This is a genomic window from Paraburkholderia sp. J8-2 (assembly GCF_905220195.1).
Lineage (GTDB): Bacteria > Pseudomonadota > Gammaproteobacteria > Burkholderiales > Burkholderiaceae > Paraburkholderia.
The window spans coordinates 195651-218623 of record NZ_CAJMZA010000006.1 but is presented as its reverse complement, the minus strand read 5'-3'; the positions used below and the strand labels follow the sequence as shown (position 1 = coordinate 218623).

Below are 22973 nucleotides of genomic sequence, written 5' to 3'. Positions count from 1 at the left end.
ACCTTGCGCGCTTCCTGGGCGCCGAAGCAGGCAAACGAGGACAGCGCACTGGACACACGCCTCACCACACCATCCGGGAGAACGGCGCACACCGAGGTCCGAGATGGGGATTCCGCACAAGAATTGGTTGCGACCCAAGCGTGCTTGTCAGCCGAAACTAGGGATCAATTTTAGTATCACCATGATACCTGTCAAGGAGCTTCGCATACTTCTTCTTCAACCCCTCCCTATGAATGAGAAGAAGGCCAATGAGCATCCGCGCCGTCTTGTCCGTTATGACCTGATTCCCGGTCGCAATGCGCTTCACACTGACTTCCGATATGCCCAGCGCGTCCGCTGTCTGTGCATGCGTCCATCCCAGGTCTTCCTGGACTTCCCTGAATTGTTCTGGCGTCACTGAACACCTCAATCTATCGCCTGCTTTTGGTATCGTGATGATACTGTAAGAAGGTCGCGAAGCTCCACGCCCGAAGTATCACAGTGATAACGTCATTTCCAGCGCATTCTTGAGCCCCGGGAACAACTGAGTAGCGCTTTTTGCGCGCGCCATGGCAAGCGCGCGAAGTATCCACTACTACCTGGGCGCGGTTGCTGTTCCTGATTGCTGGGTCGATGAGATCCCCCTGAACTGTGATATCCTTGGGGCAGCCGTTAAATCGGCAAGATGCCGTAACACCTCTCCTCCTCGCGCCGCATTCCTGCGAGCAGCACATCTGGCGGAGCAGCGATACCAGTGCCCCCCGAAGCCGGCGATCAGCACCGGGCGGGTTGCTTTGTCCTCGCTGCGCGCTACAGTGCACTCATCCACAGGAGGATTCCCATGTCTATCGAAAAATTCACTGCCGCAAACGGCGAGCGGGTCACGAAGGTGACCGTCGAAGACGGCACCGGCGTCTTGTATGTCCCGGACAGCGTGCCTGCCGAAGCCCTGCCAAAACTCGCAGAACTGTTCGCTGAGCAAGAGGCTGTCGCACTCGAGGACATCCGTCAGCACTTTGGTGAAGCGGTATATGCGACGTTCAAGGACGACCCGGCAGCCGCCGAGCGCATGGTCCGTGAACGCCTCGCGGCCGACCTCGGCTCAACGCCCCGTCAGTAAGCTCTTTGCCTCTTCGCTTGGGTAACAGCGGTTACCCAAGCGCGCCTCGCGCGATCTCCTTTTCCCTCCGCCTCGCGGAATGACACAAGGAGAATCATGAAGCGCAACATCCCCGTCCTCAATCAATGCCTCCCGGCATTACGTCTGTCGCTACGCAGACGTTTGAAGGCTCGACTCCACAAGCAATCCGACACCGTCCCGGCCCCCGCGCGATCGGACGCAGTCACTACCTGGTTCAACAACCTGGCTGAATCGGAGCGAAATACCCGCAACGAAATCAGCCGGATTCTCGGCCAGCGTTCCTAGCAATCAATCAACCACAATCATCGAGGAACGATAACCGTGGATTCCATGGATTCATCGCATATCGATTATGGCGTGCTTGTAAAGTGTCTGTTTCCGTATGTCGGCGCGCCGGCGAAGCCCGGCCCGCGCCCGCACTACTGCATGGCGCTTGCTCCCGAACTGCCGTTCAAGGGACGCAAGTTCATCGCAGTGGCGTACGGGACATCGAAGCTCGACGACGATCTACTCGAAGAGCATCAAGGCATGATCCTGCGCGTGTCATCCGAGTTCATCAAAGGCGAGAAGCCTCCGCAGCCCACCGGGTATTTTGTCATGGACCATGTGGCTGTCATTCCGTACGAAAAGGAATGGGTGTTGCCGTTTTCGGCACGCTTTGACTTCGTGACGGTGGAGCAAAGCAGAAAGAGCGCTGCACACGGCCGTCTTTATGAAAACCTGCTTTTCACCCGACCGTTCAGCAATGCAGCTGCCAAACGCGCCGTCACCCGATTGATCCAGACTGGAGCAATCGGCCTGATCGGCGCTGCGAAACTCCGATGATTGCTGCCACCCGCCCTGTGCGGGTGGTAGCTTCATCGACCCGTCATTTACGAACAACCCGCGCGCGAGTCCCTGCCACCTTCCCAACTGCTTTTCCGTCTGACGCACCGAAAAGCACCCCGCATTCTCCTTTATCAGCCGCTCCAACACGGAGCAACAAGGAGAACTCATGAATTGCAATGCTCAGCAAGATCGCCCCAATCTCCCAGCCGCGAAAGCATGCACACCGCTTCGCGATCTGCCGCACGCGAAGGACGTGGCAGAACGACTGGTTGCGGAACTGACCCGCGCGGAGACGCTCTTGCGGCAGGCGATCGCTCCTCCCGTAGGCCACGAGTGGTGGAGTCAGGGAAAAGACCGCTTCAACTGGTATCTCGGCGATCCGATCCGTTCGACCGAGGGCGGATTTTCACTCCACATCCGCAAGGCACCGCAACCTGGACAAACCGACAAGGAGCGCACGAGCGATCCCACTCAGATCAGCGTCGAGCTCCGGCTCTTCGCTCCAGCCTGCGAATACCGCGACGGTCGCAAGCGGATGCACGCCCGCCACCACGGCGACGATCGCTTCGAGGCGATGGTGTCGGTCAACTCCGGGCCGCAGTGGGCCTTCCAGTACACCCGACACCTCGTCGAACGCGAGCCGTTCGTCTACGCAGGGACTGTTGAAGAACTCTGCACGGTCGCGGCAGCGAGGGTCAACGCGGGCCTCACTCGCGCGCTCGAAGCCGTCAGCCGTTGCTCCCGACGTGACGCCCCTGTAGCGACTTGATCCACCGTTAGCCGAAAGCACAGCCCGGCAGCGCGCACCCCACGCGCTACCGGCTTGCATTGCCGGCTTTTCCTGGGACACTGGTCCCACGAGATTCCTGCGGAGTTCCCATGTCCAAGGTTACATCCTCATCGCGCGCCATCACACGTGCGCGTTACGCCCTTCGCGTGCAGTCCATCGCGGACGGCGAATTGGCGTATGACGTCTCGATCGATGACGTCCGCCGGTTCCGTATCGAGGTCTCCCACGGCTGGCCTGTGGAGTGGCGCCTCTACGCTACGACCGACGCTTCGTGTGCTCGCCAACCGATCGCAATCGAGAACGAGTACTTCGACATCCTCGATCAACTCGAACGTGGAGAACACTGGATGCCCGCTGATTCAATCGAACGCCCAGTTGCGGCTCCTACGCCCATAACGTACGTACGCTTTCCAGAGTATCAGAGGGGGCGCTGAAGCCCTTGCGAAGATCCACGTACTGAAACGTGGGATTGGCAACACTCCCACCCTTCCACCCGCTAAGGCGAGAACGCCCCCGCGCGCCCAAAGACTACCTCCCGTGAGACCACGATGGCCACACCCTCGATTGCCGAACCTGGCGCAGCTACCGTCCCGCACGAAGCGGTCCGCGCCCCAGCCGTTGGCGCTGCCCGCAAGCAGGCCGCTTCCTCCGCACTCTCCCTCCTGCCTGCATTTATCGACAGGCTAAGGTGGGGTCGCCTCGACGCGGCGGCCGAACTGATCGACCAGATGAGCGCAGCGCTGGAGGCAAGCCACCCCGCAATCGCGGCCAGAATACGGCGCCAGCGCACGTTGCAGGCCACTCCGATTTCGATGCCGAAGGACGTCGTGGACCTGGAGGAGCCAACGAGGAAGTTTGATGATGTTGTCATGCCTGCGAATATCGAGAAGGCAGTGATGGATATCGTCGACGAGCATCGGCACGCAGATGAACTTGCCAAGTTCCACCTGAAGCCTCGCCACAGGGTTCTCCTCGATGGGCCACCTGGCAACGGAAAGACCATGCTCGCGGAGGCATTCGCCTGCGAACTCGGGGTTCCGTTGTTGCGCGCGAACTATGCCGGGTTGCTTGACAGTCACCTCGGCGAAAGCGGCAAGAACCTCTCCAAGCTTTTCCAATACGCCGGCAATGGCCCCTGCGTACTCTTCCTCGATGAACTGGACGGGATCGCTGCGTCGCGCGACTCATCGGACGTGGGTGAGATGCGGAGAATCACGAATCAGTTGCTCATTCTGATCGACCGCACACCGGCCCACTGCGTACTGGTGTGCGCAACGAACCTGCCTGGCACAATCGACAAAGCACTTATGCGCCGCTTCGACTTCCGGCTGCATCTCCCAGCGCCCGATCGCGAACGGATCCAACGGTGTGCGCGCAAGGAGCTAGCGCCCTCGCTCACACCCGGGCACGACATCTCAATCCTTGCCGATACGCTTGCCTCGCGGCCGTTCCCCAACCTGGCGAGCGTGTCGGATCGTTGCTGCGAGATCCGGCGCGACCTGGTGCTAAACCGAGGACGCGCAGTCACGGAGATTGCCTCGCGCGATCCAGACTAGGTTCCCCGGGCGGCGCGCGCCTGCCCCTGCCGACGCAGGGTGACGCCCGCTGATTGGCCGAGTGAATGGTTTCTGGGCATCGATTTGCAATCCGAATCGTTGGCCCTACCCTCAAACCAGATTGTCCTCGATGTCTGTGGCGACACCACAGGCCTTCAGGGCGCCCATCAAACAACCCATCGAGGTAGCGCAGTGAGTGACGGTTTCACGTTCAGCGAGAGCGGAGCCAATGACGACATCGGCTTCACGGTCAGATACATCGGTGGCTGCCGTATCGTCTACGGTGGCGTCCCGATTTCCGACGTTGAGATGCTGGCTCAGGGATTCAGCGATAAGGCGGTAATGTCCATGGACCTTTGCGACCTACTTGGTGCAACGTTCGTGATCGGCGAGCCGGATGCGATTGCCGCGTTGCGATCGCAGGACAACCTGCCCATTGCGGCCAAAAGGCGAGCCGAGGCCAGCGAAGCCTCCAATCTCGGCCTGCACGAGGAAGTTTCGAACTGGCTACTCAAGGGGGAGCGCGGCGCGTCCTCGAACGCGATCTGCAAGGCCATGTTTGGCCTTCCGTCCACTGCAGCGCCACGGCACCCGCGCGACCCCGATGAACTTCGGCGCTGCTTGCTGTTTCTCGACGCCGCTCGTACGCACGACAGGATTGAAGTCATGCGGGAGGTCTCTCCGGAATGGGCTCGTCTTGTTGCCAGGTGGGGAGAGATCACAACCCTTTTCAACGAGGAGTGCGCGGCTGGACCGCTTGCCCCCCGGACCTACGCGCTGATGCAAGAGATTCTGGCACCGGGAGGCGCCAGCGCGCCAACCTGACGCTGTCAGGGTGATCGAGGTCGCAGAAGAAGCGTGAATCGCCTTCGGCATTTGGCTATCCAGAGATATCGTGTGGAGAGGAGTTGACCGTGCAAAGTGAGAAAACGGAATTTCGTATGCAAGCTAGGAGGAGACGCCATGGCTGAAAACACTACGATCGAGTGGTGCGACCACACCTGGACGCTTGTTGTTGGCTGCAACCCAGTGTCGCCAGCCTGCGCCAAGTGCTACGCAGCGCTCATGGCTGCACGACTGGAGGCGATGGGACACGATAAATACCGTGGCCTCGCTACGAGAGCAGGCAACATCGGCAAGTGGACGGGTGAAGTCCGCTTCGACGAGTCCGTGCTGGACCTGCCGCTCCGCACCCGCAAGCCAGGCCGTTGGTTCCTGACCAGCATGGGCGACATCGCTCATGAGAAGGTAACGGACACGCAGATTGCTGCTGCGTTTGGCGTCATGGCGCAGGCCGAGCGGCACACGTTCATGGTGCTTACCAAGCGAATCGAGCGGTTTGCTTCTCTGCTGACTGGGCCAATACTGCGCAACGTGTTCATCGGCTGCACGGCCGAGAACCAGGCGCAGGCTGACGCTCACCGACCGCACATGGAGACACTGGCCGCCCGCGGATGGAACACGTTCGTGAGCTACGAGTCGGCGCTGGGGCCTGTGAACTGGGCTGGCTGGGAGTTCCTGCAGCAGCTCATCAGCGGAGGAGAGTCAGGCAATGAAGCTCGCCCCTCCCATCCGGACTGGCACCGTGCAGCGCGCGACTTTGCGCTGAAGCACAAGATTGCGTACCTATTCAAGCAGTGGGGAGCGTGGGGCACTGCAGCCTTCAACGCCAGCACGGGCCTGCCCGTCTTCCGACAGTTCCCCAACTACCAATCGTGGGTCAACAAGGGCAGCACCTGGGTGCGAGGTGGCATCTGTCTGGACACGGATGGCCGAGAGTTGGAGAACGGCGGTGACATGGCACGCGCCCGCGACGAAGGCAAATTCCCCGTAACCATCATGCACAAGGTCGGCAAGAAGGCCGCAGGTCGCCTTCTGGATGGGGTGGAGCACAACGGATTTCCACACGCTGGCGCCTGTTCTCCCTGAACAATATTCAACACGCCACTCCGAAGAGCCAGCCTTTTAAAGGATTCGTCGCTTCTGGTCGATATTCAGGAGGGAGCGCCGCTATGCTCCGGATGACCTCCGTTGCGGTAGCGGCTGAATTTCAGCAACCGGGTTCCCGATGTAAAGCGGTTGCTGCCACTACAACTTGAAAATGAGGATCACCCATGCAGTTCAAGCGTACCTTCATCGCGCTGTCGTTTGCATCGCTTCTCGTTATGGGCGGCTGCGCGTCAGTGCCGATGGGAGACTCCGCGCAAGATGCCACGCTGAAGACCTTCCACGCGCCGCAAGAAAAGGCCGCCGTCTACGTGTATCGAAACGAGAGTATCGGAGCCGCCGTCAAGATGGACGTCTCGCTCGACGGCAAGCCAATCGGCAAGACAGCATCGAAGACGTACCTCTATGAGGAGGTCACGCCCGGACATCATCAACTGATCTCCGAAGCCGAAAACAACTCCACACTGGACATCGACGTCGTCGCCGGCAAGAACTACTACGTGTGGCAGGAGGTCAAGATGGGCCTGCTGTACGCACGTAATAAACTTCAGCTCGTCGACGACGAAACTGGCCAGGCAGGCGTGAAGGAATCGAAGCTCGCCGTGCCCGCGACGGCCGCACAATAAGCGCGCGCAATCTCCAGCCCGCCTAGGCGGTTTCAGCGTGGATCCTGGCCACGCTCCGCCCCCTCCTATTCAGCACGCCAGTTCCCGCCTCTGTGCGGGAACTCTCCTCCCGTCAAATTCAAGCCGCCACCTTGTTGTGCCGGGCCACAGATGCCCTCGCGAACGCGCCGTGGGCATACCGCTGCGACGGCTTCCACCTCCCCCGGCAACGGGGACGGCGCGCAAGGCCGCAATTCAGGGCGCATCGCGCGCCTCCGGCGACGCCATGCCGACGGCGGTGCCAGCGTTGCTCTCCGCATCGAGCGCGGACCGTCGTTTCATGCTCATGCCGCGGTTCAGTGAGCCTGGGAATCGCGCTCCACCGAGGCGCCACCACAAACAATGGCAACGACGCTGCTGTTAGGGCCATAGCCTTCAGTAATCGGCTATGGAGCAAACCCAACCCGTTGCATCATTGAACGGGCTTCGGCAATGGAGAGTTCAGGGAAGAGCGCCGGACTGTATGCGACCTGCATTTCCACGCTGCTATCGGCTCTAACCTCCGGTCGCACGATTCGAATGTGCTTCAATACGTCGAACAATGCTTCATCACGTGTGAGTAGGCGAACGCGGACTGGGAGAAGAAGTTGCCTTGCGACCGCCTTCACCATTCCCACGCGCGTGAGAGCGTGGAGGTCCGACAGCACGTTATGGACATTCGGCTTTGCCGGCTTCAACACGCCGCGCGCGGCATCGCTTCCATAGAGGCAAGCGAGACACAGCATCACGATCGCGTCGTTGGCACCCAACCCATTCAGGTGCGCGAGCCGCACCAATTCGTCTTCCACGCTACGGCGCCTGTTGGCTGCGACCTTCTGGGTGAGCAATGGCGCCGCCGTCAACACGAAGGCCGCCCTTTCGTCCCACTGGCTTTCCCTCAACCCGGTGAACAGCGATGCAACCGTATCTTTCGAGCTCAGGAGTTGATCGGCATCGGTGCTAGCGCGTGTGAAGAACTGCCTGACCGCAAGCGCCTCCTTTTGAAGGGTGGCCGCCTTTTCTGGCGCGCTGTCTTCTAAACCCTTTTCGCCCTCTATGATGGAAGGTAGCGGACTCATGCTGTGCGTCGGCAGGTCGAGCGCACGAAGCGCTTCGAGGTAGGCCTGCTTTTTCGGGTCTGTCTGCACCCGCCCTGCAACCACGTCCTTGATTAACGCGACGACGTTGCGGTCGAGAAGGAAGAGCGCGTCAGTCGGGACGACCTCACCGTTCAACGGGAGCCTCCCCTGACTGATCAACGAGCGCCTCTTCACGTGCGACGAACAGGTTGTGATGGCGTTTAAGCTGATCCGCTGAAGGGCATTCCTCCTTGTCGAGCGGATACGCGACGAGCCTGCGGCCGCGGAACTGCGCGTACTCCGTCCATTCGAGCGAGCGGGCGACGCAGACGCGCCCGTCGGAATCGATTGTTATCAGATGCAGGTCGAACAGGGTATGGATGTCGGCACGCAGGAGCAGGCCATTGGTGATGGCGTAGTTTGTCTCGAGCGCGTGCGGTACGATGTGTGCCGCCTCTAGCAGCGCTTCGACCGTTGAGCCGCTGACTGCGCAAACGCAGCCATATGCGCGGAGCAGACGCTCCCGAAACTTTCTCTGCCCGCGCCGCGACCAGATCGTGGCAAGCTGCCTTTCCTCGCTGGTGTCCCCGCTGTCCTCGTTGCGAGATTCGCCGGACCCGCTCGGCGCGGATTCGCCTTGTGGCCCGGTGCGCGGCGCCGGGGTCGGAGACGACTCGTCTGAGAAGCGACGAAAATCTACAAACTGCTGCTCGAGGTTGTATCGGACCGTCCGCCAGCCCGCGCGCTGCCATGCATCTGCCCAAACGTGGGAGCTCCCAACCTCAGTGTTGCTCCAGAACGGCGGATGCTCGTAAGCGGAGCGAGGGAGCTTCGACTGGAGAATGCCGTTGATCTCATCGAACGTGAGCCGGACAACATCGCCGGAAAGGCCGCGTAAGTACGCTTCGAGGGGGTCGTATTTGGCCATGACAAATGCGCAGCCCCTATTGCGGGCCACAGAGGTTAGTTCAGGGAGAGATAGCATACCAAGGTTGCTCAGGTAGTCTGTCGATGACTGCTTCGCCACCGTCCCCGGTGTGAAATGTGGTTGTGCTGGGCAGAGACGCAGCGCGTTTGCTATATACGATGCGACAGGCACAATCAAATGACGTCGCGATCTTCCCTGCCTGCCCGGTGAGTTCGCAACCGAACTCGGGACTCTATCTACATACTATGGAATCCTCTTTATATTCCACACAGGAGGTACTGATGACCTATGCCGATTTTTATCAGATTCTCATCGAAGCTGAGCAACGCCGGGACGATGAAACCTTGCCGCATGAGGTTCGCGGGCGGTCTGAGGAAACGGTCTCACTCTGCAAGGAGCGGATGGCGCGCGAGGGCCTCACGCGCGATCGCCTGATCGAGCTCGCTGCCCTCTGACCGGAACCCAAGGGTATTGCGCAGCTAACCTGGATGTGAGGATTGTGATATACCTTTGAGTTATCACAAATCTCACTCGAAAAAAGGGCGCGATGGCTAAGCTGCACGATGGTGATTCTACTGGCGGCATCTCCGTCCGTAGGCCCAGGGATTCGTCAACGACGGGTTCGCCAGCTCCAGTAGATGTGTGGCGAATCGACCAAATTGTCGTAAGACTGGATGCCGCCCGAGCGGTCTTGAATGAGACTCTCCGAGCCTTGGACACCTTAGGCCCGAGCATCACGCCGCAGATCAAGGCGGAACTCACGCGCCTTGTGCGCCGACGCATCAGCGAGCAGGAGGAGATCGCCCTCCAGGGGCTCGTCGACGCCTCGCCGGTGAAACTCGTGTCGCCATCACGGGCTGAGATGGAGGCGAAAGCGGTGCAGGCGGTCCTCTCTGGTACCGACTGGGAGACCGCGGCGATAGTTGGTACGCGCGCGAACCCCCGCGCGGCGAACGCGAATGCCGTTGCGAGTCGATGGAAGAAGGAAGGCAAGGTGTTCAGCATTGAACGCGCTGGCCTGACGTTGTACCCGAGGTACATATTTGACGAACTCGGCAACCCCATTCCGGAGGTTGCGCAGGTGCTCTCGATTTTCGCGGGTTACAGGCCGTTCAGGATCGCCTCATGGTTCGAGTCACGAAACAGCATGCTGGATGGCGAGCGTCCGCGGGTGGCGCTTGCGTCCAACCCCTCGAAAGTTGTGGAGGCGGCCAGAGACCATGTGGTCGGAGCCGTGCATGGTTAGGAAAAAGCACCCTCCTCCAAAGACTCCATTTACGCTGACCAGCGTTGCGCCGACGACCTGGTACCGCGTCCATCCAATCGACCCGATCACCAGGGACTACCCGCCGGACGCCTACAACGCATCCGGCAAGGGCAACGCCCGGTTCAGCCCTTTAAGGCGCCCGGACAACAACGAAGTGATTCCGACCATCTACGCCGCACAGTCGCACAGGGGTGCAATCGCTGAAACTGTGCTGCACGACGTGCCCTTTCCTTCCAGCGGGTATCTGCACGACCTCGAGCGGGACCGCAGATCGAGCCTGCATCTGAGTGAGGTCGGTCTGCCGGCGCTGAAGCTCGCGAACTTGACGGCGACCGGACTTCGCGGGCCGGGGATATTGCCCTCCGAGCTTTTCGAAGGGAACAAGAGCGACTATCCGCGCACGCGCAAATGGGCGCTCTGGATCTGGGAGAACATGCCCGCAGCACAGGGTTTGCTGTGGATGTCGAAGCAGGACACTCAGTCGCTGGCCGTGATGCTCTTCGGTGACCGGATATCGGCACCGATCGTGGACCGCAAGCAGTCGCGTCACGTTATCCACTATGAAGATCTGATCGTTGAGCTGCTAGCTGAGATGCAAGCAACGGTGTGCCCCGCGCTTTGAATTGCACGTGACGCTCTGGCGCAGGGTGCGCGCCTGTGCCGGGCCAGGCAGAAATAGCTCCTGCAAACACGCACTCTTTTTTAGCTAAAGTAGGCATGGCGTTCGGGTTCCTATACTGAGCACCACAACTACCAGCGAGCCTCGCTATGTCGGACCTGAACCAAACCTCGAACATCGTCCTCGTCAAAACAAATCAGTATGCGATAGGGCTGCCCGGACAGCACCGGCTGTACACCCAATTCGTCAACACCTGCACTGCCCTTGCAGGCGTTGACCCCAAGACTGGCGTCACATTCCTGTGCCACCTGAATACCTGTGCAAGCGTCAGTACTCTGCCAAACCTGGTGGCAGAACTGCGGAGTCATGTTGACGATGTCTCCCGCTTCCATCTTTACACGGTCGGCGGCATTCATCCCCGCTGGTATTGGGCGGCTTCACTGGTGCTCGCACCCCTCGGCTGGGTGATGTTCGAAAAATCTGGCCTTTACAGTGGCGTGCTCGCCGCGACCGCCGGCGCGTTACTTTTGCCATGCTTCTTCGGCATGACCCGCCGCTCGATTCGACGCGAATTGAAAAAGCTCGATGTGTTCGCTAACTCTCCAGTTACGCTGGGCTTCTCCTGTGCGGCGGCAGGTCTTGGAAAACGCGATATTACTATTGACGAAAGCAGTCGCGAAGGCGGGCCGCGCGTGCGCAGTTATTGGCGCGACCCGACGGACCAGAACTTCGAAGTGACACCCGCGCGCCGATTCTCACGCGCATGGTGGACGTTTAACTGGGTTGGGATGACCCGGGCGGACGGGTCCGCCCTATTGAGGAAATCTCCCTGTGCCGCAGCGCTTACGGCCCCTGCTCAATCGCGGGCCTCGGACCCAGGCGACAGCGCCGCCTAGACTTGCGCTAACGGCCTGCTAGTCATATTTGCGGGCGCCCGCATCGCGGGTGCCCGCCATTGGCCGCTTCCGTTGTGGTGCGACCCGAACAGTGCTGATCGGAATCAGCAGACTGGGCAGCGCGCCTTCTGGCGGGGGGATAACGCCGGGCTTTGCGCGCGCACACCGTCGCTAGCTTATGTTGACTTGCTCGAACGCTTCTTTTGCCCCCCCGCACTTTTCGCCCCCGCCTTCCTTGCCGGAGCATCCCGCTTTTTTGCCTGGACGCTTCGGCCGCCGGGTTTTCCCCTTGCAGGGGCGCGCCAGCAAGTCGAGACATCCAGAACCGCAATCTCCGGCTGTGGACCCGTGGGAGACGCTCGCCGGATACGGAGGGCATGCTCCTTCAGGTGCAATACAACCTGCGTGAAATTCATCCTGGTGCGCTCGGGCAGGCTCCAGCCATATCGGCGCGGCTTCTGGTGAACAAGCACAAGCAGCCCTTCTCGGCAGTCACGGGCGCGAAGGTACTGGCCGCACAATTGAGTCTCCAGGGCGGCTTCCAGTTGAGCAAGCGTCCAACTTTCAGCGACCTTGATTTCGACGGGTATCTTCGCTGCGCCGCTGCGGGCGGTTAGGACGATATCAGGCTTTTTCGCGGCGACTGTCTCGGGCTCTCTCTCAACCGAGTAGGACCACCCCTGCACGAGGCGCAGGCGATCGGCAAGCCAGGACTGTACCGCCGCTTCGTCAGGCAGCGCGCACAAGGTAGCCCCCTGCGCGAAGTCGGCGTGCAGCAGATCGTGCTGGATATCACCGAGACGCCGTAACGCAAGCGCCTGCAATTCAGCGCCGGTTACTGGCTCCACCTCGCAGCGCCGCTCGAATCGAAGGGCGTCGCCCGCAGCCCACGCGTGCGCCTCCGAGTCAATCGCCGCGCGCTCGCGTGCAAGCGCCTCGATGTGCGCCGCGCGATCCAGGAAGGCCGGGTGGACCTTGAGTGTGTGAAGCGCGTCGAATGTCGCGCGTCCGGGCGTCTCGTAGAGCCGGTTAAAGGCGATGCCTCGGGCATCGGCCGCGCTATCGCGAAGGTCGGGCGAAAAAGTCGCACCGCTTGAGCGATCAGGGTCATCATCGGGGCGTGCGTTGTCGTATGCGATGGTCACGAGCCGCTGCAGGGTCGACGCGTCCATAGCGCCGGCGCGGCCTGGGAAAAATGCTACGCGCGAGCCGAAGAGTTGAGGCAGCACCGGGATGACGAGCGCGGTTCTGGCAGCCCGGTCAAGCATATCGAGCTTTTCAACAAGAGCCTGTGTCGCGTCCTCGGCGTTAATCGCGGCGGCGAAGCCGAGGTACGCGGCGGCAACCAATGGATTGGCGCTGGCGTAGAACCTTTCGATCGCTGTCCGATAGGCTTCCGGCCGCATATCTGAATCCATCCCTCGCAGGACAACGGACAGGACCGGCTGAAGGAGGCCAGGGTCGAAATCCGCGCGGGACTCCAGTTCGCGCCAGACGGGTCCGGCTATCAGGCGAGCGACGTTCAAGGGGCCGCGACTGATGTACTCCAGCAGATTGCTGCGTGGCTGCTGTTGCGGCGTATCCAGATCGCACCGTATCTCGGTCATCAGGACGTCCTTCACGGGCGTCGGCCACGCGCCCGCGAGGTCCTCTATCCACCAGGGCAGCCCGTTGATCTCGTGCGTTGCGTACTGTGCCGCAAGAGTGGCTTCCGCAGCATTTAGGATGCCTGTCCACGACGACCGGGACGCCGCCTCCAGTGAAACGCCCGTGAGGCCCAGCAGGTTGCGGTCGCTCAGTAGACTGCGGCTTGCGGGCGGCAGCGAGCTTCGCTGCACCGGCACGTGCTCGCGCCAAACACGGCGGGCCGCCAGCGCAAAAGCGTCCGCAGCCCTTTCCCCAACGAGTTCGGGAAGGGGCGCGAGGCTCGCAATCACGTTGCGGGTGCGTCCCCTGTTCGCTGCGCGAAGCAGTTGCCATAGGCGATCAAACGCCACGCTGACCTTACCAGGAGCAGGCGGCTGCAGCTTGATCAAAGGCTCCGGGTCGGCTCGGAGGCCCTCGAGAAAAGTGACCCAGTTCTGCTCCTCTTCGGCGATGCGCCGCTCGTTTTGCGTGGTCAGATCGTGAATGCGCTGCCTGCTTGCTTCATACTCTGCCGACGCGACGGCAGGTTGCAGGCACGCGTCGAGCTCCGCGCTCATCTCGGCGGAACCCTGCGCCGCGCGGCGGATGCGCGCGAGAATCTCCGACGGCTTGCCAAGTACTGCCCACAGACTGAGTGCGGCGCTGGCAGCGAGCCGTTGTTGATCCGGCAACTCGCGTGCGGGGCCGTCCTCAAGCAGCCAGTCCAGATCCTCGGCTCTCAGTTCAGGATTCCAGCCCGCTGACGCGAGGTCGAGCACGCTCCTGATCACTCGACCGCCAAACGTCCTGCCTGTGGACAGGGTTTGAGCTGCCCGCCAGAACGCTGCGCGGCGCCGGGGCACGCTCTGGAGAAGGCGCTGCACCGCTTCGGTGAGCTTCTCGTTGCCACTTCCGAGCGGCATACCGAGGCTTCCGCAGAACCAGAGGGTCGCGTCGATCGCCGCTTCGGGGGCGGTCTCGGGACTCACGATTGCGAGCAGGCGCTCGGCTGCAGCAGCGAGCAGAAACTCAAGCGTGTCGTTCCTTTCGCCTGGCAATACGTCGAGGCGTGGCGCCCGGCATGCCTCGAGCGACAACAATCCGCGGATCAGGCTCTCAAGATCACCTGGATGTGTGAGCGTGGCCATAAGGTCTGCGCATGCCCACTTGAGCCCAACGCCGCCCGTGTCGTCAATCAGCCGACCTGCCTCGAAGATGCCAACGAGGTCGCCGACCGTGATGAACTTCGGGAAAAGCTCCTCGATCGTCGGCACGAGTATTTCGTTGGGCACCGTATCAAGGTGACGCTTGATATACGTCGCATACGCTTCGCATTGACCCTCGTCCCCCGCCGCCAGCAATGCCTGAGCGGCCAGATACGCCGTACGGTCGTCGTCGCACGCGCCATAGGCTGCGGCGGCTGCAATATCGGAACATTCGTGAATCTTCCCGAGCCAGATAAGCATCAGCAACAGCGTTCTGATTTCAATGTCCGAGTTGTGCGCTTCCCAGAGGCTGCGCAGGGTCGGTGCAAGGTCCGGCTGTGCGAATCGGGTCAGCGCGTCGGTGTCCGGCACCGGTCGCTCCTCTCCCCCGCCAATGCGTTCGACGACCGCGCGGAGCGCGGCCGCGCGAACCGACGTCGGGAGACTTGCGGGATCGCCGGCCGATAACAGAACGAAGGGCTGACGGCGAACGACCTCACGAGCGACATCGGCATCCGAGATGCTCAGCCACGCCGCGGTTTGCTGCATCGAAGGACGGATGAGATCGAGACCGTAGTTTTGGGCAAAGAGCAGTTCCCTCAGCTGGTGGCGATGAAGGTTGGCCCCGCGCAGGCGTGTAAGCCACTGTGCGGTGAGATAGCTGCTAACCACGCCATCGTTGTCGTTGTGAAGGCGGACGCGCCCGTACGCAGCCGGGTCGAACGCCGCCCGGTCCAGTAACATCACACGCTCATCTCCGGGCCAGTCCGGCAGCACGGCGTTGATGTCGATCGCCTCGCTCTGCGCGGCGACGGGTGCACCACTGTCGGGGATAATGATGGTCTTCTTGCGCCCTAAAACCAGCGCGGCGCCGACGCGCTCGACCCCCTGCATCGCTTTTTCCGCGCTGAGCCGGTCGCGACGGGTCCGCTCGACGTCAGTCTCCCTGATGCGCTCACGCAAGCTTTCGGCAATCATTTCGGCGTAGCTTCCGAGGCGGCCTTGCGCGAGCCAGTAGCGCACCAACCAGTCCAGATCGAGCGGGCGGCGCGAGATCGCCAGCAGGTTGGCCGTGCGCAGGGCCCCGAGGAATGCGTCGGCGTCGCCGACACCCTGCCGGGTCGAATAAGTCCGCATCTGCGATTCATCCAGCGGTGCCATGACGACGATCAGAGGCTCCTCCTTGGCGGGCGGTGCGGGAGGCTCTTTACGGTTCACAATGCGCCGGACCAGCTCGCGCAGTTCGGGGGTCGGCAAAGGCTGGGGCTCCGGTATGGGCAGTGCAGCCCGCAAACGCTCTCCATCGCGGGTGAATTCCCATTCCGTTACGCGCCCCGACAGAACAATGTACGCACGGGCCTCGTGTCCCTCGATGCCATCCCCAATCATGCGCAGCGCTTGATCGATCCGAATCCGCTCAAACTTTGCCTCGTCGATGGAGTCGACGAAGAACCACGCGTTCTCATCCCCTGCTTGCCATTGTTCGAGGCGGGCTCGGCTTGCGGCATCGAGCGCGCGGGACAGCCCCGCGCTCGCCACATCATGGAGGGTTGCGTAGAAAGCAAATCGACCCGCGTTCGCGAGCAATTCGGCCTGACGTTTCAGCTCGGTTGTTTTTCCGCTGCCGGCCTCAGCGAGGACGACTACGCGCCGTCGCATCTGGAGGTCTGCCCACGTCATCAGATGGTCCGCGTATCCTGGCCACAAGAGCATTGGCTCGGTAGCGGAGTCCTTGTCCAAAACGTAAAAGCGGCGGTGAAGCTCGATTGTCTCCATGGCGATCCCGGTATGCAGCGCGCGCTCAACGTGACGGTTCGGGAGCGTGGTGCGCGATGCGTATTCATTCCGTGCAGTCGCGAGCATATCCTGGCGGCGCGTCCCGGTCCGGAAGACCGACCTCTGACGCCGAGAGCAACCAGGGCACTCTCAAGAGGGATAACGACGCCGCTACCCGGGCCGTTGCCGCACCGGGACGCTGCGTCGTTGGAGTTCCTGCCACGAAAACCCAAGGCGGCATAGGTTCGACCCGGCAAAGACAATGATTCACCCGCAACAAAACTCCACGGGCACGCCAATTAACAGTTTGTCTTCACCGACCTTAGCAATCAGGACTATTGTTAGAGGTAAGCGAATCGACAGCAGATGCGTCGCCCGCGAGACCGATAGAAAAGTACACCTTCCGCCCGGGGGATACGTAGAGAGCGCCCCGACTGCGGCTGAATCGCCGTCACGGAGAGCATATGTTTCGAAAGATTCTGGTCTACGGGCTTCCTCTGTATTTGTATGCGCTCGAGGCTCTGATACGGACAATCGGCGCGATCCACACCGAAACCGTCCTGGGCCCCACGCTGGCGGGCGCGGGCATCGGTTTTCTCCTGGAGGCCACCGATCTGAAGCCGATGAAGCTTTCGCCGGATGTTGTGGCGGCGCTGGGCAAGCTCGACGCGAAGGTATATTCCGAGCGGGAAAAGCGCCTGGTCGACTTCATCTGGCTGGCGTTCTGCCTGTCCCTGGGCGCGTGGATGTACTCGCTGTTCTGCACCTTCCATCCAGAGGCTGGGCCAGTGGCGTACGCCTCCTTGTTCATCGGATGCGGCGTCTTCTTCGTTTCAATCGTCCTGTCGGCGGTTAAGGAGAACGTCAATGCTTGATCCCATCAGTCTCTCCGTAGTCACACTGACATCGGCCCTCGCATTTGCGGTCAAGCCGATTACGAAGGCACTTCTGGAGGCACTCAGGGCTCGCCTCCTCGGCCGTGAGAGCAAGGTTGTGATCAGGAGCCACGATCAGACTATCAAGGTGATGCCTAAGTCAGCGTTCGAGAACATCAAAACCCAGGACCTCGAAAAGCTGGTTGCCGAACTCGAAAAGCAGAGGGCGGACTCACAGGCCGAGCCGTCGGACCCTGAAGCGAAAAAGTGACGGTTGCACACCGGCAAGGAATGCGTGGCTGGCATACGGAGGCAGTGCGGGCGCCAGTGACGAGCCATTGCCCCCGCGTTAGTGGAGATGAGATGGTCAGGCTCACCGCAATCATCATTTCGTCAGTGCTCGCGCTCATCGGAGCGACATTCCTACTGGTCCAACTCAACCTCATCAGTGCGTCCCGGATCGGACTTCTTCCGCCGGTGATCGCGCTGACCATCGCCCTTGAGGTTGGCGTCTGGGCAATTCGCAGGAGACGGCAATGAACTCCCCGATAATCACGATCGGTATCGCCTTGAGCCTCGTTGGCATGATCGCTGGCAGCGCGCCAATGGCAATAGCCGAAAGCAATGGCACAGCGCGGCGTCCGCCGACGACGCAGGGAGTCAATACGACCGTTCCCCTCGATAAGGTCTCGGGAATCGTAGACTGGTTCGACTCCCTCATGGACAAGTTTGACGCGATCGAAGTTAAGGAAAGCCGCAAACAGTTTGTGCGATCGGTTAAGGAGTTACGGACCGGTCTTTATACACTGGAGCAGGACAGTCAGCACTTCCTCTCCCAAATTCCGGACGCTCGACCGTCGCCCGAAAAGACCGCGAAACTGCTGAAAACGAACACGTTACTTCTGGTGGAAGTCGAAGAGCTGATCGCGAAGAAGAACAATATCGGCGCGGACATCATTTACAACGGCGGCACGGACACGGAAGCACAAACTTCGTCGAGGCTTCATCGCAAGGAAATGACCCTTGACTACGTCGAGGGGCAATTGACGGACACAACCGCCGTGTGGAGCGCGGCCACGATCCGCGCGGCGCTCGCTCGCGGAATCGAAGACGTCCGCAAAGCCCAGCTGGCATGTAATGACTTTCAACACACACTGGAGAACGCACCACAGACAAAATTTCACGGATGAAGCCATCGCTCCAAGTCGCGCCGCCACATGCCGCGTGCGTAACCGCCAACCACGACGGTAATCGGCGTCATCGCCATCCGCAGAAGGCACGCTAACCAGCCAAATGTGCTCGCGCCTCTTTAGCCGCCTGTTGTCTACATGGTCCATCGCCCGCATACTGGCTCACGGATCCTTAGTCCGGCTGAAACCAAACACGAATAGCAACTTCCGCAAACCCTTCTGCGCGCAACGTTTCGACGTTGATTACCTTAACACCACTTGATTCGAGCCAACGGTCTGCCGTGTCGATTGCTGTTTGAACGCTGCCACAGGCCAAACCAAGCATCCGCTTTTCGATGTCAAAGTCTTTGCACTGAATCTTCACTATACCCCCGTGATTAGAACAATTTACGCTGCGTGAGACGCTGCTCGCGCGCACACCGCTCCGAAAGGATCGAGCCCACGCCAGAGACCCGAGAGAACGAGCAATCGGCTTACCGTCTGACTCCATATTCGACGCGCGCACGCGCCTCAACCCAGGCCAAAGCGACGCCGAGGAAAGCCATCACGCCAGACAGCCCTCCAAGCAGAATGAGCGTTCCCCTGCTCAGCGAAAAGCATGGGTCGTACAACGACCCGCCATCGCACTGCGCTGGAAGCATGAGCCACGCGAAGACGGTGACAACCGCACCCATTAACCCAGCCAGGAGCGACAACGGAGCAAGCGCTTCGCGAACCGAGATCTGCCGACCGCCGTCCGCCTGCGAAACGCCCGTAGCGATGCCAAGCGTGAACCAGAGTATGTCCATTCCTCGCCCTTATCTATCGTTAAACATTGGAGCTGCCCACCCTGCAACAAGCGAAAAATGGCCGCGTCGTGGCCACTGCAAGCAGCAAGCACCCGCGGCCTTCGCACAGGTCGAGCGACTAACAAAGAGATTCGCATGCACGGTCACCGTCACTCCTTTTCTGAAGGGGCGCCCGCAAAGAGGCAGTTCCAGCCATCGTTCCCTACCCGCCGCGGAATGACGTTCATAAGCAACGTGATGCCCACGATCAGCAGGCCTGCAACGCATAGAGCAGCCTGGATCGGCACCGGAAATGGCAAGACAGCGTAAAAATGAACGCATGCTGCACCGAAAATCAGATCCCATGCAGGCCCAGCGGCCGCGATCAACCGCACCTCGGTCCGAGTCATCCCTCGATGCGCGTCATCGCCAAAGTGCACGGCCATAAGCGATTGAATCCACAGTTTCGACTTGCCACGCAGAGGAAGAAAAATCAGCGATCCTCTGGCGCCAAAAAACCGCCCGACCACCCAATGTGCGCCCTCGTGAAGGCTTCCCGATATGATTACGATCGGTATTGCCAATAGCAACGCGATTATTGAATCTGGTGGTTGCAGCGAGCGCAAGTAGTCAACTATTCCCATAGGTCCTCCAGCCGAGCTATAACCCGGCAGTCATTGTGCGTGTCCGGCTATTCGGCGGTGAGATCTCGAAAGCGGGCTTCGATTATGTCTTCCAATTCAGCATCTTCTACTGCTATGAGAAGCTGAATGCCCTTCTTCGCGTTGATGTTTTCTACAGCGAGAGGCATCGCCTCGTCCAACAGGACACTCAAGTCGGACGACATCATCGTTTGCCCACTCAGTACTCCGAACGTGAACCATCTCAGCAAGTATGGGTCTTCACTTGCCTCCCACTTCTGGACGCCGGGTGTGAGAAACATCTCTTGAAACCCACTGTCGGCGCCTTGCAGAGATCTGAGAAGCCCGCGGCCCTTAGCAGATTTATCGAAGATAAGCACGCAATGCGGATTCGAATCGTTCGTCATTCCCTTTCCTTCCCCGCTAGCTCGCTCCCTGCATGTCCCCCGCCGACGAGAAGGCACAGCATCGTTGCGTCGAAAGCAAACTTTAATTTCATCTTTGAGTACCGTGTTATCCGTGCCGGTTGCGACTTGCGATACGCAAGGCATCCGGCAGTACCATCGCGATAGCCACGACGAACACGACGGTCGCAGCAGTCTCATGGTTCACAAAACGCAGCCACAGACCAGAAGCGCCTAGAATCCACAATCCGTAGTCTCGAACGTTTTCGGTTCGTTGCAGAATCGCGCACTACATTCCCCTTCTTTCCACGCGGCCCAATATGCGCCCCGTATAGTTTCCTGTTCAAGTTAGGTGGGTGGCGTCAGACCCATTTCCGGTTCGTCAGGGCGGTGAACTTACGGGTTAGCAATCGCTACGAAATCCAGTACCGCGATGAGTGCACCGAATGCGACCAATCCGCCGCAGATCGACTTGTGCCACGCGTCCGCACGACGCACTCCAAACGCAGCCTTCGCGAGCGCAAGGACACCTATCACCGCGAACACGATTCGCTTCGAATGTGATGCAACATTCAACCCGCCCGTAAGGGTGGTAAGAAGCGGACAAGCCAATACGGCCAAGAGGCCAATCATCAACTCCGGCAGCCAATCCTGGCGTGCACTCTGGTCTGCATCTGAATCCTTGTTGGAAACCTGTTTCATGGTCATTTATCGCTTTCCGTTCCACTATCCGGTGTGTTGGATCGGCCCTTACGTTTTGTCCGGGCTCATATCGTCGTCAATGCAATCGCGCATATCCTCCTGGGCGCCGAGCAGCCAACTTACGTCAGCGTCCGGGCGACCCAGCGCGCGTCGAGCGCCGGCATCGGCATCCTCCAATGCGGACCACTTCTTGAAAACGCTTCTCGCTTGGATCATGTTCCGCCCGGTTCTCCGATATCAGTTCAAGTGCAGGTCATCGACCATTTCAGTTCCGGCCAGGCGAGCCGACTGCAACGTGAGCGACTTACCCGGACGGACCTCCGCCATCCATCTATCCGCCTGATTTCCATGCCCTATCGCGACGTTAGCGGAGCAGTCCATGAAGTCGGGTCCATTCTCGCGGTCCTTGAATCGCTCAACGTTCACCGGCCCTACGGACAACGCCACATCATCCTTATCGTCAATCTGCTTCGCAGCGTTCTGGAATAGAGCAGAACACTGCGAGCGGGCTGACTCGATCTCGTTACGGGTCGTCGCCAACTGATACGCCAAGTCTCCAACTCCGACCACACCGGCAATCGCCAAAGCGGCGACAAATGCCGCCGGCCGCCGCCCCGCTTTCTTGTTTTCGTTGCCCTCGATGACCATTCTCGTTTTCCGTTGTTTCACCTACTAGTCCGGCCGCACCGCATACAGGGCAGTGCCACAGCAGAACACGCCCACCCCTAGAACGGCTAACCACAACCACGACGAAGCAGCGGCATCGTGATAGGCGCGAATACTAAGCATGACGCTCAGCGACGCTGCTATGCCAGCAATGCCGTACCTGATGCGATATTCGCTATCTCGAATCCACATCACGATTGTGCTGACCACACTAATCACCAACACGGCCAGTGCCGCATTCCAAATCGAGTTCGATGTGAGCATCTGTCTTTCCTTGGCATCTGCACGTCTCAATGGTAGCCGCACCTGGGGCGCCATGCCGCAGTTCGCCACCATTCAGCGCGTAACTGCTAGGTTGACTCCGAGCGGCCACCATGCGACGGGAACACCGGGAAAGTGCTGTGCCAGCAAAGCGGCGTAGGCGTCGTCGTCCTATACCGACATTCGAGGATAGCGACTCCACGCAACTGGTCGAAGAAAATCGTACCGTTAGCTTTTTGCCCGTCGCCTTCTCGTTGGAACAGCACCTTCACCACCGATGGTCTCTTGCTTTCCCCACATCATTGACTCCTTGTTTTCCAGTCTGAAACTACTTCTTCTCGCTGTGGCAAATCGGCTTCTTGTCATGATCCACAATGCGGATCAGCGTGGGTACGCCATGATCCTCTGTGAGACCCCACAAGCACCCTTTGCTGTCGATCACTGCGCTTACCTTCCAGAGCGGCTGTGCATCGTGATACAGCATGTCCGCAGCTTCCTTTTCACCAGCCGTCGCCACCGTTACACAGGTCGCCAAAACGACCAGTAAAGCCAGCTTCTTCATTGTTATTCTCCGTATTTTCCGTGGTGTTTTCAGACTACCGGCTGGGCCGGTGGCACGGGGTCGCAGCAGTGCGTGGGGAACTCCCAGCTTGCATCTTCGAGCTTCGGGCCGCTCGCGTAAAACCAGTCGAAGTCGTCTTCCCGATCTGCCGTGACCAGCCGAGGTTCTTCCCAGGAGGGTGCCCATACCCAAAGCGCCCTACCTGCGAACCATTCTTCGCCCGCGCTAAACTCGCGCCAGTTGCTCAGTTCCATTGTTTTCCGTGCTTATCAGAAGCCGTCCAGGTCCGGTTCTGTGACCGGTGCCTCGGGCATGCCGAATTTCGCCAACAGGCGGTAGTGCGTCGCCGCGCCAAATTTCGGTTCGCTGATTGGAAACCACGAATCGCCTTGGGCGCGGAATTCGACAGGGTAGCCGTCTTGATGGAGGGCGAAAGCAAGGGCGCGGACTGCCAACGGTACTTGACCGAACGGCTTATCGAGTGCCTTGTTCAACGACACTAGGGCCGCGCTGGAGCGAACGCCGCCGTCAACGTACAGCTTGAGGGTAAAGCCCGCGTTGTACGCATCTGAACAGAACGTAAAGAATTCGTCGTGGCCCTGCTGTTCTGCTGTCATGGTGTGT

At 60.1% G+C, this 22973-nt stretch carries 27 protein-coding genes; 17 read left to right on the top strand and 10 right to left on the bottom strand.

Features of this window, described 5'->3' with window-relative positions; genetic code table 11:
* Nucleotides 1-820: 820 nt before the first annotated feature.
* From U5A52_RS16405 to U5A52_RS16365, 9 genes are all read left to right on the top strand, one after another.
* A complete protein-coding gene (locus U5A52_RS16405) occupies nucleotides 821-1099 on the top strand; it encodes a hypothetical protein (protein WP_321935398.1) in 279 nt (92 codons plus the stop codon).
* Between the two features lie 96 nt (nucleotides 1100-1195).
* A complete protein-coding gene (locus U5A52_RS16400; RefSeq protein ID WP_321935397.1) occupies nucleotides 1196-1405 on the top strand; it encodes a hypothetical protein in 210 nt (69 codons plus the stop codon).
* A gap of 36 nt (nucleotides 1406-1441) precedes the next feature.
* Nucleotides 1442-1945: a hypothetical protein gene (locus U5A52_RS16395; RefSeq protein ID WP_321935396.1), complete on the top strand. Its 504-nt coding sequence runs from the start codon at nucleotides 1442-1444 to the stop codon at nucleotides 1943-1945.
* A gap of 169 nt (nucleotides 1946-2114) precedes the next feature.
* Nucleotides 2115-2717, top strand: a complete 603-nt coding sequence (locus U5A52_RS16390; RefSeq protein WP_321935395.1) for a hypothetical protein — start codon at nucleotides 2115-2117, stop codon at nucleotides 2715-2717.
* A 110-nt stretch (nucleotides 2718-2827) separates the two neighbouring features.
* Complete coding sequence (locus U5A52_RS16385; protein WP_321935394.1) at nucleotides 2828-3172, top strand: hypothetical protein; 345 nt, start codon at nucleotides 2828-2830, stop codon at nucleotides 3170-3172.
* A gap of 114 nt (nucleotides 3173-3286) precedes the next feature.
* Entirely contained in the window at nucleotides 3287-4294 is a 1008-nt protein-coding gene (locus U5A52_RS16380) for an ATP-binding protein (RefSeq protein WP_321935393.1), read from the top strand.
* A 192-nt stretch (nucleotides 4295-4486) separates the two neighbouring features.
* Complete coding sequence (locus U5A52_RS16375) at nucleotides 4487-5119, top strand: hypothetical protein (RefSeq protein ID WP_321935392.1); 633 nt, start codon at nucleotides 4487-4489, stop codon at nucleotides 5117-5119.
* Between the two features lie 138 nt (nucleotides 5120-5257).
* Entirely contained in the window at nucleotides 5258-6223 is a 966-nt protein-coding gene (locus tag U5A52_RS16370) for a DUF5131 family protein (protein ID WP_321935391.1), read from the top strand.
* Nucleotides 6224-6408: 185 nt separating this feature from the next.
* Complete coding sequence (locus U5A52_RS16365; RefSeq protein WP_321935390.1) at nucleotides 6409-6867, top strand: DUF2846 domain-containing protein; 459 nt, start codon at nucleotides 6409-6411, stop codon at nucleotides 6865-6867.
* 425 nt (nucleotides 6868-7292) lie between these two features.
* Here the strand turns inward: U5A52_RS16365 and U5A52_RS16360 are convergent, their stop codons facing one another.
* Both U5A52_RS16360 and U5A52_RS16355 read right to left on the bottom strand, forming a co-directional pair.
* Nucleotides 7293-8120: a hypothetical protein gene (locus U5A52_RS16360; RefSeq protein ID WP_321935389.1), complete on the bottom strand. Its 828-nt coding sequence runs from the start codon at nucleotides 8118-8120 to the stop codon at nucleotides 7293-7295.
* Entirely contained in the window at nucleotides 8110-8892 is a 783-nt protein-coding gene (locus U5A52_RS16355) for an HNH endonuclease signature motif containing protein (RefSeq protein WP_321935388.1), read from the bottom strand. Before U5A52_RS16355 ends, U5A52_RS16360 begins: the two co-directional genes overlap by 11 nt.
* Nucleotides 8893-9173: 281 nt before the next feature.
* Between U5A52_RS16355 and U5A52_RS16350 the strand changes: the two genes are divergently transcribed.
* From U5A52_RS16350 to U5A52_RS16335, 4 genes are all read left to right on the top strand, one after another.
* Nucleotides 9174-9347 (top strand): hypothetical protein, encoded by a 174-nt coding sequence (locus tag U5A52_RS16350; RefSeq protein WP_321935387.1) that lies wholly within the window; start codon nucleotides 9174-9176, stop codon nucleotides 9345-9347.
* Nucleotides 9348-9604: 257 nt separating this feature from the next.
* Nucleotides 9605-10138 (top strand): hypothetical protein, encoded by a 534-nt coding sequence (locus tag U5A52_RS16345; RefSeq protein WP_321935386.1) that lies wholly within the window; start codon nucleotides 9605-9607, stop codon nucleotides 10136-10138.
* The gene (locus U5A52_RS16340; RefSeq protein WP_321935385.1) at nucleotides 10131-10781 is read left to right on the top strand and encodes an RES family NAD+ phosphorylase; all 651 of its coding nucleotides are present in this window, start codon (nucleotides 10131-10133) and stop codon (nucleotides 10779-10781) included. The genes U5A52_RS16345 and U5A52_RS16340 overlap by 8 nt, the downstream gene beginning before the upstream one ends.
* A 146-nt stretch (nucleotides 10782-10927) precedes the next feature.
* The gene (locus U5A52_RS16335; protein WP_321935384.1) at nucleotides 10928-11674 is read left to right on the top strand and encodes a hypothetical protein; all 747 of its coding nucleotides are present in this window, start codon (nucleotides 10928-10930) and stop codon (nucleotides 11672-11674) included.
* A gap of 176 nt (nucleotides 11675-11850) precedes the next feature.
* Here the strand turns inward: U5A52_RS16335 and U5A52_RS16330 are convergent, their stop codons facing one another.
* Nucleotides 11851-16368: a hypothetical protein gene (locus U5A52_RS16330; protein ID WP_321935383.1), complete on the bottom strand. Its 4518-nt coding sequence runs from the start codon at nucleotides 16366-16368 to the stop codon at nucleotides 11851-11853.
* A gap of 377 nt (nucleotides 16369-16745) precedes the next feature.
* On the opposite strand from U5A52_RS16330, the gene U5A52_RS16325 reads away from it, so the two are divergent.
* The 4 genes from U5A52_RS16325 (at nucleotide 16746) to U5A52_RS16310 (ending at nucleotide 18346) form a co-directional block, all read left to right on the top strand.
* A complete protein-coding gene (locus U5A52_RS16325) occupies nucleotides 16746-17156 on the top strand; it encodes a hypothetical protein (protein WP_321935382.1) in 411 nt (136 codons plus the stop codon).
* Nucleotides 17149-17427, top strand: coding sequence for a hypothetical protein (locus U5A52_RS16320; protein ID WP_321935381.1), 279 nt, complete (start codon nucleotides 17149-17151; stop codon nucleotides 17425-17427). The genes U5A52_RS16325 and U5A52_RS16320 overlap by 8 nt, the downstream gene beginning before the upstream one ends.
* Nucleotides 17428-17519: 92 nt before the next feature.
* A complete protein-coding gene (locus tag U5A52_RS16315) occupies nucleotides 17520-17696 on the top strand; it encodes a hypothetical protein (protein ID WP_321935380.1) in 177 nt (58 codons plus the stop codon).
* Nucleotides 17693-18346: a hypothetical protein gene (locus U5A52_RS16310; RefSeq protein WP_321935379.1), complete on the top strand. Its 654-nt coding sequence runs from the start codon at nucleotides 17693-17695 to the stop codon at nucleotides 18344-18346. Before U5A52_RS16315 ends, U5A52_RS16310 begins: the two co-directional genes overlap by 4 nt.
* 937 nt (nucleotides 18347-19283) lie before the next feature.
* Here the strand turns inward: U5A52_RS16310 and U5A52_RS16305 are convergent.
* From U5A52_RS16305 to U5A52_RS16275, 7 genes are all read right to left on the bottom strand, one after another.
* Nucleotides 19284-19757 carry a peptidase gene (locus tag U5A52_RS16305; protein WP_321935378.1) on the bottom strand — a complete coding sequence of 158 codons (474 nt, stop codon included), beginning with the start codon at nucleotides 19755-19757 and terminating at the stop codon, nucleotides 19284-19286.
* 47 nt (nucleotides 19758-19804) lie between these two features.
* On the bottom strand, nucleotides 19805-20161 hold the full coding sequence (locus U5A52_RS16300) for a hypothetical protein (protein ID WP_321935377.1): 357 nt from the start codon (nucleotides 20159-20161) through the stop codon (nucleotides 19805-19807).
* 393 nt (nucleotides 20162-20554) lie between these two features.
* Nucleotides 20555-20866, bottom strand: a complete 312-nt coding sequence (locus U5A52_RS16295) for a hypothetical protein (RefSeq protein WP_321935376.1) — start codon at nucleotides 20864-20866, stop codon at nucleotides 20555-20557.
* Between the two features lie 231 nt (nucleotides 20867-21097).
* Nucleotides 21098-21508, bottom strand: a complete 411-nt coding sequence (locus U5A52_RS16290) for a hypothetical protein (RefSeq protein WP_321935375.1) — start codon at nucleotides 21506-21508, stop codon at nucleotides 21098-21100.
* Nucleotides 21509-21532: 24 nt separating this feature from the next.
* On the bottom strand, nucleotides 21533-21790 hold the full coding sequence (locus U5A52_RS16285) for a hypothetical protein (RefSeq protein WP_321935374.1): 258 nt from the start codon (nucleotides 21788-21790) through the stop codon (nucleotides 21533-21535).
* A 325-nt stretch (nucleotides 21791-22115) separates the two neighbouring features.
* Nucleotides 22116-22349: a hypothetical protein gene (locus tag U5A52_RS16280; protein ID WP_321935373.1), complete on the bottom strand. Its 234-nt coding sequence runs from the start codon at nucleotides 22347-22349 to the stop codon at nucleotides 22116-22118.
* A 269-nt stretch (nucleotides 22350-22618) separates the two neighbouring features.
* Complete coding sequence (locus U5A52_RS16275; protein WP_321935372.1) at nucleotides 22619-22966, bottom strand: hypothetical protein; 348 nt, start codon at nucleotides 22964-22966, stop codon at nucleotides 22619-22621.
* Nucleotides 22967-22973: the final 7 nt, after the last annotated feature.